Here is a 12,189-nt window from a genome sequence, read left to right on the forward strand (position 1 = left end):
CTGGTGCTGCGCCGGTTCCGGCCGCACCGCGCCGGGAAGGCCTCCCCAACCCCCCTCACCCGCTCAGTCCACTGAGAGCGGCCGGCCCATCGGTGTGGTCCTGCGGACCGTACGGAGGCGGCCGACTGTCGTGGGATGCCCGCCGGGTGATGGCCGGGCTGTGCGTCTCGGTACCCGGCGGGCGCCACCAGGCTAGAGGCCGCTGCTGCGCTCTTCCCCTGGCGCCGCGGGGGGCGGTGGGGTGGGCCGGTGCCAGTCCAGGCACATGACGGTGGCGTCGTCCCTGACGTCGCCCCCGCAGGCTTCGGTGACGGCCGCGACCAGGGTGCGGACCACTTCGCGGGGGTGGTGGTCGCAGGTGGCGAGCAGGAGCGCGGGCAGGTCGACGGTGCCCGCGTCGCGGTCCTGCACGCCGTCGGTGTGCAGGAGCAGCCGGTCGCCGGGCCGCAGGTCGAGTTCCTGGACCCGGAAGCGGTCGGGGCGGGTGATGTGGACCCCGAAGGGCGGGTCGATGCGCACGTCCACTTCGCGGACGGCCCCGTCGCGCAGGAGCAGCGGCCAGGGGTGGCCGGCGTTGACGAGGCGCGCGCCCGAGCCGTCGAGGTTGACGCGCAGGAGCTGGCCGGTGGCCAGCGTGTGGTGGCCGTGGTCGAGGAGGGCTTGGTGGACGTGGCGGGCCTGCTCGGCGAGGTCCGCTCCGGTGCGGCGGGCGCCGCGGGAGGCGTTGACCAGGAGGGTGGCCATCAGGGAGGCGGCGGTGTCGTGGCCCATGGCGTCGGTGATGGACAGGTGCAGCACGGTGTGGTCGAGGGAGTAGTCGTAGGTGTCGCCGGCGATGTCCGCGGCCGGGACGAGGGCGCAGGCGAGAGTGGGTGAGGAACAGTTCCAGGACGCCGATGGTGTCGCCCCGGTTGGTGACCGGCGCGAGTACCCGCTGGCCCTGGCCGTCCGCGGGCGCCACGGTGACTGTCTGGGTGCGCAGCACGGTGTCGTAGACGGTGCCCCCATCGAGGGCGATGCGCTCGGCGTAGCGGCCTGGCCCTGTGGTTGTGGCGTCGTTGACGCGCAGCAGGCGCTGCGCGACCGTGTCGACGAACAGGAACGACACGGCCCTCGCTGATCAGGTGGTGTTTGCTGCCGGTCTTGCGGCGGACGACCGGCGACGGGCCGGTTGCCTCACCCCTTTTTCGCGCGCACGTGGGAGGCGTCCACGCACGCGCGCGTCCAGTCGATCAGTCCAGCCGCGTTCAACTCGGCCAGGAGTATGCGGTGCAGGGCCTCGAACACCCCGGCCTCCTGCCAGCGGCCGAGCCGGCGCCAGCCGGTCTGCCCGGAGCCGAAGCCCAGTTCCAGCGGCAACTGCTGCCAAGTGATGCCGGTGTACAGCACGAACAGGATGCCCTGGAAGCACCGCCGGTCGTCCATCGGGCGAGGTCCCGACGACCGCTCCGGCCAGGCCGGCAGCAGTGGCTCGATCCGGGCCCACAGCTCGTCGTCCACGATCCACGGCTTGTTGCTCGCGCCGTCACGAACGGACGAATCGTCACATCGGTCCCGCCCCACCAGCAACGATCAGCAAGATCGTGTTACGAGTTCTCACGGTAGGGATTCGGTTGTGTTGACGTATGGCATGGTTTTGTGAACGTCAGAGGCGTTCCGAGCCGCCGGTCAGGGTTTCGGGAAGAGCGGGCACGCGCCGCGATCAGCAGGGCGCTGTTTGCGGCTGATGTGCCCGCTCCGGGCGGGGATCTGACGGCTGTGTAAGCCCGGCGGGGCCGATGTGCCCCGAAAATGCCCCGCCGGGTTGATTCAGCGATATTTGCACAGGTCAGCGCGGTTCACAGAAGCGTCCGCCAGTAGTACCAGAACCGGTCGAGGATCAGCAGCACGATCACCGCGTACCAGAGCGCCGGCACCACCCAGTGGTAGCGGGCGGCCTCCCGCACCACCGGGCGCAGGCCGCGCGGGGTCGGGATCACGCCGGTGCGCAGATTGTGCAGGGTGGTGTACCAGAACAGGGGGATCATGGTGGCCCAGACCACCATGCAGTACGGGCAGAGCGCGCCGATCCGGTACAGCGCCTGGTACATCAGCCAGGTCACGAAACCGATCCCGAACACCGTCCCGGCCTGGAGGCCGAGCCAGAACCAGCGCCGGTACGTCGCCCCGGCCAGCAGGCCGGCGCCGATCGCGATCACCACGGCGAAGCCGACCAGGCCCAGCAGCGAGTTGGGGAAGCCGAAGGCCTCGGCCTGGTCGCTGCGCATGATCGAGCCGCAGCTGATGATCGGGTTGATGTTGCAGTTGGGGACGTACGACGGGTCCTCGAGCAGCCGGATCTTGTCCAGTGTGAGGACGGCCGAGGCGAAGATCCCGATCGCACCGCCGATCAGCAGCAGGAGCGCGAACGGCCGGCTCGCCCCGTGGCCGCGCGCGGGTGCGGCGACCGTACCGGCGGGCGTCACCCGGTCACCTGCTTGACCATCGCGGTGAAGCGCTCGGGAGTGACGGGCGCGCCGTTCGTGAAGACGTCGAGCTTGGTGCCGTCCAGCTTCACCGTGGGGGTGCCGGTGACCCCGCTCTTGTCGAAGGCCTTGTTCACCTGACTGGCCCACGGGGCGTAGGTGCCGTCCTGGACGGCCTTCACGAAGGCGTCCGTCTTCAGACCCGGGACCTGCTCGGCGAGGTCCAGCAGCCGGTTCACGTCGGCGAAGCCGTCGTTGCGCTCGTCGGGCTGGTTGGCGTACAGCACGTCGTGGAACTGCTTGAACTTGTCGACGCCCTCGTTGAGCGCCGCTCCGGCGGCGGCCAGCGCGGTGCGCGAGCCCTTGCCGCCCAGGCCCTGGTCCAGGAACGTCGCCAGGTGGTACTCGATCTTGTAGGTGCCGTCGTCGGCGAGCTGCTGGACGGTCTTGCCGTTGGTGGTCTCCAGCTGCTCGCAGTACGGGCAGCGGAAGTCCTCGTAGATCTCCAGGGTGTGCGGGGCGTCGGCCTTGCCGTAGGTGATCACGGTGCCGTCGGCGCCGCCCGCGTTGGCGGGGACGACCAGCGGCCCGGCGGCGGCGGTGTCGGCCGGGCCGGAGGAGCCGCCGACGGCGAAGGCCACACCGGCGGCCAGCGCCAGCACGGCGGCGGAGGCGGCGCCGACGATCGTGCGGCGGCGGATCCTCGCCGCCCGCTCGGTGCGCTCGCGCTCCTCGCGCATCCGCTCGGTGGCGGCGCGCCGGGCCTCGCTCCTGGCGGCCCGGGTGTTCGTCGTCCTGGCGTTGATCGGCTGGGGCTTCTTGCTCATGGCGGGTGTCGTCCTGTGCTCTCGGTCGGTGACGGGCGGGCGCGCACGGGCGCGCGGCGAGAACGACCGGCCGGGAAACGCTCGGGAGAGTGCTCTCAGCAGGCCGGGACGGGCACCGGAGGCCCACGGCGGACGGCGGGGCTGAGCAGCACGTCCTCGACGGGGACGCGCACGCGGCTGGCGCGCGGGAACGGCATCCGCACCAGCGGCCGGGCCGGGACGGGCGCCGCGAGCAGCAGCAGCCAGTGGCCGACGGCGGCCGGGAAGCGCCGGGCGAAGTCGCCCAGCACCCGGGCGGAGGCGGCGAACGCGCTCAGCGCGGCGTCCGCGCGGCGCAGCCAGAAGGCGGCGGCCAGGGCGATCGCGCCGTGCAGTGCCAGCAGCACCAGCAGGCCGGCGGACCGGGAGACACCGTGGCCCAGCAGGACCCCGCCGAGCGAGCCGCCGCCGCACAGCAGCGGTTCGAAGCCGCGCGCGGAGCCGGGCGGGAGCGAGGGGCAGGTGCTCTGGGCGAAGTCGAACAGCGCGCTCAGACCCAGCTCCAGCGGCAGGAAGACCGCCGCGATCGCCGGGAAGCCGCGCTCGGATCCGGCCAGGGCGAACGCCACGGCGAAGACGGCGCCGCCGGCCACGGCCAGCGTGCCGAGCGGCAGCGGGCGTCCGGTGACCAGCACCTGGCCGAGCCCGGCGAGCAGCACGACCAGCGCGGCGAAGATCGCCGCGCGAAGCGTCCTGGTGGCCGGGCCGGTACTCATGGCATCCGAGTCTGCCACAGGTTGAACGGTGGACGACCTGGCCGACGGACTCCTGTGAAGATCCTCACCACCGGCTCTGAGCTGGGCTTATTCGATCCTTATCGAGGGCTCTCGGCAGCCGGACCGGGGCGGGCGGCGGCCGTGCGGGCCTCGACGATCTCCCGGAACAGCTCCAGGTCGGCCCGGACCACCCGCTCGATCGCCCCGGCCTGGGCGAAGCCGCGCGGCCCGCCGAACACCTGCTGCACCGTCTCCGGGTCGTACTCGACGCGGATCTGCAGCCGGGTGTGGCTCCGGTCCAGCGGGAGCAGCGCGAACGCGCCGTGCAGCCGCGGGCCGTTCAGCGTCCGCCAGGCCATCACCCGGCCCCGGCCCCGGTCGGTGATCTCCGTCTCGACGTCGCGCTCGGTCCCGCCGATCTCCACCCCGAGGTGCGCGAGGCTGGTGCCGTGCGGGTAGGCGCTGCGCACCCCGCCCACGAACCGCGGGTAGTCGTGGACCCGGTGCAACTGCTCCCAGGCCGCCAGCACCGGGGCATCGATGTCGATCTGCTCTTCGAGCGTGCTCATGAGGGGGCCGGACCTTCCCGGGCTCGGGCGCTGCGGTGGTGCGGGGCACCTCCAGCCTGCGCCCACCGGCCGCCGCGGGGCAACGAGAGCGGCGGTAACCGGACAACCGGGACGGCCGGGACGGCCGGGACGGCCGGGAGGACCGGACGACCGGGAGGCGACCGGCGGGCGGGGGCCGGAGGTCTGCGCGAGACTGGGCGCATGCCGGAGCTGCCCGAGGTCGAGGCCCTCAGCGCCTTCCTGTCCGAGCGGTTGACCGGGCGGGTGATCGCCCGGGTGCAGCCGGTGGCCATCAGTGCCCTGAAGACCTACGACCCGCCGGTGACGGCGCTGGAGGGGCGCACGGTCGGCCCCGTCACCCGGCACGGGAAGTTCCTCGACATCGAGGCCGGCGGCCTGCACCTGGTCGTCCACCTGGCCCGGGCCGGCTGGCTCCGGTGGAAGGACAGCCTCCCGGCCGAGCCCCCGCGCCCGGGCGGGAAGAACCCGCTGGCCCTGCGGGTGCGGCTGGAGGGGCCCGACGGGGACGGCTTCGACCTCACCGAGGCGGGCACCAAGAAGGGGCTCGCGGTCTACGTGGTGACGGACCCGGCCGCCGTCCCCGGTGTCGCCCGGCTCGGCCCGGACCCGCTGGACCCGGGCTTCACCCTGGCGGACTTCACCGCCCTGCTGAGCGGCGAGCGCCGCCGGCTGAAGGGCGTGCTGCGGGACCAGGGCGTGCTGGCCGGGGTCGGCAACGCCTACTCGGACGAGGTGCTGCACGCGGCCCGGATGTCGCCGTACAAGCTGGCGTCGAGCCTGACGGAGGACGAGACGGTCCGGCTGTTCGAGGCGCTCGGCGCCACCCTGCGCGACGCGGTGGAGCGCTCCCGCGGGCTGGCGGCGGGGGACCTCAAGGCGGAGAAGAAGCTCGGCCTGCGGGTGCACGGCCGGACCGGGCAGCCGTGCCCGGTCTGCGGGGACACCGTGCGCGAGGTGTCGTTCGCCGATTCCTCGCTGCAGTACTGCCCCACCTGCCAGACCGGCGGCAAACCGCTCGCGGACCGGCGGCTGTCGAGGCTGCTGAAGTAGCGGGCGGCAACCCCCGGGACCGGTCCGCCCCGGGGTTGCCGACGGGTGCGCCTACGGCTTGCGGGCGACGCCGCCCCAGTAGTAGGCGGCGGTCGGGTCGGCCGGCGGCTCGCCGTCCGGGCGCCAGCCCATCACCGGGGCGACCCCGGGCTCGATCAGCTCCCAGCCGTCGAAGAACGCGGCGACCTCGTCACGGGTGCGCGGGACGAGGGTCATCCCGCCGGCCCGGGCCGCCTCCGCGACCTTGGCGACGCTCTCCGGGTCGAAGTCCTGGGTGGGGTGGGTGAGCGCCAGGCAGCTCCCGCTGGGCAGCGCGTCGCGCAGCGCGGCGACCTTGGCCCACGGGTCGTCCTCGTCGGCGACCAGCATCAGGACGGCGATCATCAGCAGGCCGACCGGCCGGTCGAGGTCCAGCGTGGAGGTGAGCGCCGGGTCGCCGAGCAGTTCGGCGGGCTTGCCCAGGTCGGCGTGGATGTAGGTGGTGCGGCTGGCGGGCGTGGAGACCATCAGCGCCCGGGCGTGGGCGAGCACGATCGGGTCGTTGTCGACGTAGACCACCCGGGTGCCGGGGCTGACCGCCTCGGCGATCTCGTGGGTGTTGGGCGAGGTGGGGATGCCGGTGCCGAGGTCGAGGAACTGCCGGATGCCCTGCTCCCGGGCCAGGTGGCGGACGGCGCGGTCCTGGAACGCCCGGTTCTCCTTGGCCATCGCCTTCACGCTGGGGACGGCCTGCTCGATGGCCTGTCCCATGGCGCGGTCCGGCGGGAAGTTGGTCTTCCCGCCCAGCCAGTAGTCGTACACGCGTGCGGAGTGCGGAGCGCTGGTGTCGACGCCGAAGCGCTGCCACTCGCTCAGCTCGACGGCGTCGTCCTGGGCCTGGTCGGAGAAGTCCTGACTTGTCGTCATGGCCACGTCCTCTGAAGACAGATCATCACACTGGGGAGGTCAGCGTAGCGGTCCGGCCGGGGCGGTGGTCACCCGGTCCGCCGGGGTGCGGTGGGGCTGGGCCGTCGGAGTGATGCTGGGGGCCGTCGGAGTTGCGGGTGGGAGGCGTGACGGTTCGCGGGGGAAGCATCGATCATGCTGTCTGATCGTCAGATTACTTCGCGTAGATTGCTACTGGTCGCGGCCGGGATGTCGCTGCTCGGGGTCGCCGGTTGCCGGGGGTCGGAGGGGGTGGACGGCGCGGCCGCCGCCGCGCCGGGCCCGTCCGAGGCCGCCGGTGCGGCCTCGGACGGGCCCGCCGCCGCTCCGGCCTCCGCCTCCTCGGGGCCCTCGGCCTCTTCGGCCCCCTCTGCCTCTTCTGCCCCCTCTGCCCCGCCCTCCGCGGCGCCCTCCGCTCCCGTCGCCTCCGGCTCGCCGGTCGCCGCGCCCCGGAAGCTGACGTCCGCCGAGAGCAAACCCGTGTACGAACTCGACGCCGAGCGGAAGGTGGTGGCCCTCACCATCGACGACGGCCCGGACCCGCGGCACACCCCGACCGTGCTGGCCCTGCTGGAGCAGTATCGGATCCGGGCCACCTTCTTCCTGATCGGCGAGAACGCCGTCCAGTACCCCGACCTGGTCCGGGAGATCGCCGCCCGCGGTCACCACATCGCCAACCACACCTGGACCCACGCCGACCTGCGGAGCCTCTCCGATGCCAAGATCAAGGACGAGCTGGAGCGCACCTCGGACCTGCTGAACAAGGCCACCGGCAAGCCTCCGACCTGGTTCCGCGCGCCGGGCGGTGACTGGTCGACATCGTCGCTCAAGATCGCCGCCGACCTCGGGATGCGGAACATGGCCTGGTCGGTGGACCCGCGCGACTGGGCCCGGCCGGGCACGGCCGTGATCACCGACCGGATCCTGAAGGACGTGCGGCCGGGTGCGATCGTGCTCAACCACGACGGCGGCGGGGACCGTTCGCAGACGGTGGCCGCGCTGAAGACGTACCTGCCGGTACTGATCGACTCCGGGTACTACTTCACCGCGCCGCCGGGCTGAAAGGCGCATGGAGGGGAAGGTGGAGGCTTTTCCTGCTAAACCACTCGAAAGGGTGGATTGGGAGAACCGTTTCTGCGATTTCTGGGCCTCTAGGGTGATAGCGCATCAATTCCCCAGGTACCACCGAGTACCGCCTGAAAGGGCTCATCCCATGCGTCTGCGCAACACCGTTCTCGCCGCCGCCAGCGCGGTCGCCCTCGTCCTCGCCGTGCCGACCTCCGCCGGCGCCGCCACCGGTGACTTCCTGTACAAGGTCGGACGCGGAACCCAGGCGGGGATGGCCGACCCGGTGAGCGGCGAGTGCGTCAACCTCTTCGGAGCGACCGATGAGCATGCGGCCTTCGCGCCCGAGAACCTCACCACCTCGACCGCCACGGTCTTCCTGGAGTTCGATTGCGACGGCGACGTCTTCCGCGTGATGGACCCGGGCACGAAGCTCGGCAACCGGCTCCACCTGCGGTCCGTGGTCTTCTCCTGAGGCCGCCCGATCCCGGCGACGTGCGGGACAGCTCGGCGATTGGCTGAGACCGTTCCGGTGGGCCGACACCGGGAGCGGCCTGGTCGACACCAATCGCCGGGCTGTCCGCCCGGAGCCGCTCCGGCCGCGCTGGGCCGGGACGATCGACGTCCGGTCCGCCCGCTCCCGGGGCGCGGCGTCACCCGAGCTGTGGGGGAACGCGGGCGGGCGGCGTAGCGTGACGAGGGGAGGGTTTTCGTCCGCTCCGACCGCGGAGGAGGAACGATGTCGGCATCGGCACTCGACCCGGTGGAACAGGAGGAGTTCGCGGGTCGCACCCTGCGGCTGCTGAACGACGCCTGCCTGGGATTCATGGCCAGCATCGGCCACCAGACCGAGCTTTTCGACACCATGGCCGGGCTCGCCCCCTCGACCAGCGAGGAGATCGCCCGCGCCGGCGGGCTGAACGAGCGCTACGTCCGGGAGTGGCTGGGCGCCATGGTGGTCGGCGGGATCGTCGACTACGACCCGGAGCGGTCCACCTACGCGCTGCCGCCGGAGCACGCGGCCTCCCTGACCAGGGCGGCCGGTCCGGACAACATGGCCGGGCTGATGCAGTACCTGGCGCTGATGGGCGAGGTCGAGCAGCAGGTGGTGGAGGCCTTCCGGAAGGGCGGCGGGGTGCCCTACTCGGCGTACCCGCGGTTCCAGGCCCTGCAGGGCGAGGAGTCGCGGCGGGTGTACGACGTGGCCCTGGTGGAGGCCATCCTCCCGCTCGTGCCCGGGCTGACCGAGCGCCTGCGGGCCGGGATCGACACCCTCGACATCGGCACCGGGCAGGGGCACGCCGTCAACCTGATCGCCCGGGCCTTCCCCGAGAGCCGCTGCACCGGGGTCGACATCTCGGAGGCCGGCATCGAGGCGGCGCGGGCCGAGGCCGCCGAGCTGGGCCTGGCCAACGCCCGCTTCGAGGTCGCCGACTCCGCCGCGCTCACCGGCTCCTACGACCTGGTCACCGCCTTCGACGTGATCCACGACCTGGCCCGCCCGGCCCGGACGCTGGCCGCCGTCGCCGGTGCGCTGCGGCCGGACGGCGTCTTCCTGATGGGCGACATCGCCGCCAGCAGCCGGCTGGAGGAGAACATCGACCACCCGCTCGCCCCGGCGCTGTACGCGCTGTCGACCTTCTACTGCATGACGGTCTCGCTCGGTGAGGGCGGTGCGGGGCTGGGCACGGTCTGGGGCGAGCAGACGGCCCGCCGGATGCTCGCCGAGGCCGGGTTCGGCGCGGTGGAGACGAAGCAGGTCGAGGGCGACGTGCTCAACCTGTACTACGTGGTGCGGCCGGCCGGAGCCGGGGGGTAGGGGCCGCGGCGGGCGGGGGTGGCCGGGCTCTGCGGTCGGACGTAGGTTCGAAGAGTCCGAGTGAAGGAGGGCAGCGATGACCGGCAACGGCTACGCACACCCCGAGGCGCTGGTCCCCACCGAGTGGCTCGCCCGGCACCTCGACGACGGCACCGTCCGCATCGTCGAGGTGGACGAGGACACCACGGCGTACGGGCAGGGGCACATCCCCGGAGCGGTGGGCTGGAACTGGACCACCGACCTGCACAGCCGGGTGGGCCGCGACTACGCCGACCGCGAGGGCGTGCAGCAGCTGCTGCGCGCGGCCGACGTGGAGGACGACACCACCGTGGTGCTGTACGGCGGCAACAACAACTGGTTCGCCGCCTACGCCTACTGGCTGCTGCGGCTGCGCGGCTTCGGACCGGTGCGGCTGCTGGACGGCGGACGCAAGAAGTGGGAGCTGGAGGAGCGGGAGCTCAGCCAGGAGGTGATGGACTACCAGCACAGCGCCCTCCGGCTGAGCGGGCCCGAACACCCCGAGGTGCGGGCGCTGCGCGACGAGGTGCTGGCCACGGCCGAGGTGTTCGCCAAGCCCGGCGCCGACGCCGTCCTGGTCGACGTCCGCTCGCCGGCCGAGTACCGGGGCGAGGCACTGGCCCCGCCGCACCTGCCGCGGGAGCAGGCGCAGGTGCCCGGGCACATCCCCGGCGCGGTCAACATCCCCTGGTCGCAGGCGGCCAACGACGACGGCACCTTCCGGTCCGCCGAGGAGCTGCGCGCGCTGTACAGCGGGCAGGGGGTCTCCCGGGACCGCGAGGTGATCGCGTACTGCCGGATCGGGGAGCGCTCGGCGCACACCTGGTTCGCGCTCACCGAGCTGCTCGGGTACCCGGACGTGAAGAACTACGACGGCTCGTGGACGGAGTACGGCTCGCTGGTGCGGGCACCCGTGGCGCTGGGGGCGTGAGGCCGGGTCGGGTCCGGGTCGCGAGCGGTCGGCGGGTGACGGGCGCGCGGCGGCGCCATGTCGGCTCATTTCTTCTCATGAACATTTCATCCCGGAGGAGTGGGCCGGGGCCCGCCGGGACAGGGATCGATCCGACCCACTGTCCCAGTGACCCCGGAGACCGCCTTGCGCAAGAGAATGCTCGTCCCCGCCGCCGCCGGCGCGCTCGCCCTGCTGCTGACCGTCCCCGCCTCCGCCGCCCAGGGCGGCCCGGGCGCCGCGGGCATCGGCGACACCTACTACCCCAACGCCGGCAACGGCGGGTACAACGTCTCGCACTACGACATCCGACTCAAATACCAGCCCGTGACCGACGAACTGGAAGGCACCACCACCATCCTCGCCACCACGACCCAGGACCTCACCCGGTTCAACCTGGACTTCGTGCTCGGCGTCAAGGAGATCCTGGTCAACGGCCGCCCCGCCGCGTTCGCCGCCACCGGCGAGTCGGAGCTGGAGATCACCCCGGCCCGGCCGCTCGCCAAGGGCAGCCCGGTGACCGTGGTGGTCCGCTACGCGGACAAGCCCGGCGAGGTGAAGCGCGACGGCTTCTCCGCCTGGCTGCGCACCCCCGACGGCGGCGTCGCGGCCAACGAGCCGGAGAGCGCGCCCTGGTGGTTCCCGAGCAACGACCACCCCACCGACAAGGCCACCTTCGACGTCTCCGTCCTGGTGCCCGACGGCACCCAGGCGATCAGCAACGGCCTGCTGACCGGCCAGAGCTCCAAGGCCGGCTGGACGCGCTACAACTGGCGCGAGGCCAAGCCGCAGGCGACCTATCTGGCCACCCTGGCGATCGGCAAGTTCGACATCAGGACCGACACCACGCCCGGTGGGCTGCCGGTCACCACCGCCTACAGCAAGGACCTCGGCGACAACGACGGCGCGGCGCGGGCCAGCGTCGAGCGGACCGGCGAGGTGGTGGACTGGCTGAGCGGCTACTTCGGCGCGTACCCGTTCGACTCGGTCGGCGGCTACGTCCCCAACGTGCGGACCGGCTACGCCCTGGAGACCCAGACCCAGGTGTTCTACAGCCCCGCGCAGTTCTCGCGCGGCGCCAACACCGCCGTCGTCGTGCACGAGCTGGCCCACCAGTGGTACGGCGACAGCGTCTCCGTCCAGCGCTGGAGCGACATCTGGCTCAACGAGGGCTTCGCCCGCTACGCGCAGTGGCTCTGGTCCGAGCACGAGAACGAGGGCACCGCGCAGGAACTCGCCGACTACGTCTACTCCTTCTACCCGGCCGGCGACGCCTTCTGGACGGTCAGGCCGGGCGACCCGGGGCCGGACCACCAGTTCGCCGGAGCCGTCTACGACCGGGGCGCGGTGGCCATCCAGGCGCTGCGCAACGCCGTCGGTGACGAGAAGTTCTTCAAGATCCTGAAGGGGTGGCCGACCGAGCGCCGCTACGGCAACGCCACCATCCCGCAGTTCCAGGCCTTCGCCGAGCGGATCTCCGGCAAGCCGCTCGGGGAGCTGTTCAACACCTGGCTGTTCACCGACTCGAAGCCGGCCCTCTCCTCGGCGGGCGTCCCGGCGGCGTCGGCGCCCGGGGCGGCCGGCGCGCCCGCCCTGGCGCCGACGGCCAAGGCACAGCTGCCGGAGCCGAAGTCGTGGAAGAAGATCCAGGAGACCAACTCGGTCCACGAGCAGCGGCACTGACGCACCGGCCCGGCGCGCCCGGGGGGCGGGCGGGCGGGGCCCCC

The 12,189-nt window shown here is 72.5% G+C and carries 12 protein-coding genes and 1 pseudogene; 6 read left to right on the plus strand and 7 right to left on the minus strand.

Features of this window, described 5'->3' with window-relative positions; all coding sequences use genetic code 11:
* Positions 1-192 precede the first annotated feature (192 nt).
* The 6 genes and pseudogenes from ACFWA9_RS22740 to ACFWA9_RS22765 form a co-directional block, all read right to left on the minus strand.
* Positions 193-1,108, minus strand: a pseudogene (locus ACFWA9_RS22740) (PP2C family protein-serine/threonine phosphatase).
* 68 nt (positions 1,109-1,176) lie between these two features.
* Positions 1,177-1,500 (minus strand): transposase, encoded by a 324-nt coding sequence (locus tag ACFWA9_RS22745; RefSeq protein WP_380389295.1) that lies wholly within the window; start codon positions 1,498-1,500, stop codon positions 1,177-1,179.
* Between the two features lie 338 nt (positions 1,501-1,838).
* Complete coding sequence (locus ACFWA9_RS22750; RefSeq protein WP_380389297.1) at positions 1,839-2,465, minus strand: vitamin K epoxide reductase family protein; 627 nt, start codon at positions 2,463-2,465, stop codon at positions 1,839-1,841.
* Positions 2,462-3,292, minus strand: coding sequence for a DsbA family protein (locus ACFWA9_RS22755; RefSeq protein WP_380389299.1), 831 nt, complete (start codon positions 3,290-3,292; stop codon positions 2,462-2,464). Before ACFWA9_RS22755 ends, ACFWA9_RS22750 begins: the two co-directional genes overlap by 4 nt.
* A gap of 95 nt (positions 3,293-3,387) precedes the next feature.
* Positions 3,388-4,047, minus strand: coding sequence for a hypothetical protein (locus ACFWA9_RS22760; protein WP_380389301.1), 660 nt, complete (start codon positions 4,045-4,047; stop codon positions 3,388-3,390).
* Between the two features lie 98 nt (positions 4,048-4,145).
* Complete coding sequence (locus ACFWA9_RS22765) at positions 4,146-4,616, minus strand: SRPBCC family protein (RefSeq protein WP_329486456.1); 471 nt, start codon at positions 4,614-4,616, stop codon at positions 4,146-4,148.
* Between the two features lie 201 nt (positions 4,617-4,817).
* Between ACFWA9_RS22765 and ACFWA9_RS22770 the strand changes: the two genes are divergently transcribed.
* Positions 4,818-5,687: an Fpg/Nei family DNA glycosylase gene (locus tag ACFWA9_RS22770; RefSeq protein WP_380389303.1), complete on the plus strand. Its 870-nt coding sequence runs from the start codon at positions 4,818-4,820 to the stop codon at positions 5,685-5,687.
* 51 nt (positions 5,688-5,738) lie between these two features.
* On the opposite strand, the gene ACFWA9_RS22775 is transcribed toward ACFWA9_RS22770, so the two are convergent.
* On the minus strand, positions 5,739-6,593 hold the full coding sequence (locus ACFWA9_RS22775) for an SAM-dependent methyltransferase (RefSeq protein ID WP_380389305.1): 855 nt from the start codon (positions 6,591-6,593) through the stop codon (positions 5,739-5,741).
* A gap of 498 nt (positions 6,594-7,091) precedes the next feature.
* Between ACFWA9_RS22775 and ACFWA9_RS22780 the strand changes: the two genes are divergently transcribed.
* The 5 genes from ACFWA9_RS22780 to ACFWA9_RS22800 all read left to right on the plus strand — a co-directional run bounded on the left by ACFWA9_RS22780 (position 7,092) and on the right by ACFWA9_RS22800 (position 12,145).
* The gene (locus tag ACFWA9_RS22780; RefSeq protein ID WP_380389307.1) at positions 7,092-7,673 is read left to right on the plus strand and encodes a polysaccharide deacetylase family protein; all 582 of its coding nucleotides are present in this window, start codon (positions 7,092-7,094) and stop codon (positions 7,671-7,673) included.
* 151 nt (positions 7,674-7,824) lie between these two features.
* Positions 7,825-8,151: a hypothetical protein gene (locus ACFWA9_RS22785; RefSeq protein WP_380389309.1), complete on the plus strand. Its 327-nt coding sequence runs from the start codon at positions 7,825-7,827 to the stop codon at positions 8,149-8,151.
* Positions 8,152-8,415: 264 nt separating this feature from the next.
* Positions 8,416-9,495 (plus strand): class I SAM-dependent methyltransferase, encoded by a 1,080-nt coding sequence (locus tag ACFWA9_RS22790; protein WP_380389311.1) that lies wholly within the window; start codon positions 8,416-8,418, stop codon positions 9,493-9,495.
* A 76-nt stretch (positions 9,496-9,571) separates the two neighbouring features.
* Positions 9,572-10,444, plus strand: a complete 873-nt coding sequence (locus tag ACFWA9_RS22795) for a sulfurtransferase (RefSeq protein ID WP_380389313.1) — start codon at positions 9,572-9,574, stop codon at positions 10,442-10,444.
* 177 nt (positions 10,445-10,621) lie between these two features.
* On the plus strand, positions 10,622-12,145 hold the full coding sequence (locus ACFWA9_RS22800) for a M1 family metallopeptidase (RefSeq protein ID WP_380389317.1): 1,524 nt from the start codon (positions 10,622-10,624) through the stop codon (positions 12,143-12,145).
* Positions 12,146-12,189 lie beyond the last annotated feature (44 nt).

The sequence above is a fragment of the Kitasatospora sp. NPDC059973 genome, from assembly GCF_042737525.1.
In the GTDB taxonomy this organism is placed as follows: domain Bacteria; phylum Actinomycetota; class Actinomycetes; order Streptomycetales; family Streptomycetaceae; genus Kitasatospora.

Excerpts from the sequence above, each read along its gene's own strand:
- ACFWA9_RS22790 (WP_380389311.1), top strand. The coding sequence starts at position 8,416 with ATGTCGGCATCGGCACTCGACCCGGTGGAACAGGAGGAGTTCGCGGGT.
- ACFWA9_RS22760 (WP_380389301.1), bottom strand. The coding sequence starts at position 4,047 with ATGAGTACCGGCCCGGCCACCAGGACGCTTCGCGCGGCGATCTTCGCC.
- ACFWA9_RS22795 (WP_380389313.1), top strand. The coding sequence starts at position 9,572 with ATGACCGGCAACGGCTACGCACACCCCGAGGCGCTGGTCCCCACCGAG.
- ACFWA9_RS22770 (WP_380389303.1), top strand. The coding sequence starts at position 4,818 with ATGCCGGAGCTGCCCGAGGTCGAGGCCCTCAGCGCCTTCCTGTCCGAG.
- ACFWA9_RS22775 (WP_380389305.1), bottom strand. The coding sequence starts at position 6,593 with ATGACGACAAGTCAGGACTTCTCCGACCAGGCCCAGGACGACGCCGTC.
- ACFWA9_RS22800 (WP_380389317.1), top strand. The coding sequence starts at position 10,622 with ATGCTCGTCCCCGCCGCCGCCGGCGCGCTCGCCCTGCTGCTGACCGTC.
- ACFWA9_RS22755 (WP_380389299.1), bottom strand. The coding sequence starts at position 3,292 with ATGAGCAAGAAGCCCCAGCCGATCAACGCCAGGACGACGAACACCCGG.
- ACFWA9_RS22765 (WP_329486456.1), bottom strand. The coding sequence starts at position 4,616 with ATGAGCACGCTCGAAGAGCAGATCGACATCGATGCCCCGGTGCTGGCG.
- ACFWA9_RS22785 (WP_380389309.1), top strand. The coding sequence starts at position 7,825 with ATGCGTCTGCGCAACACCGTTCTCGCCGCCGCCAGCGCGGTCGCCCTC.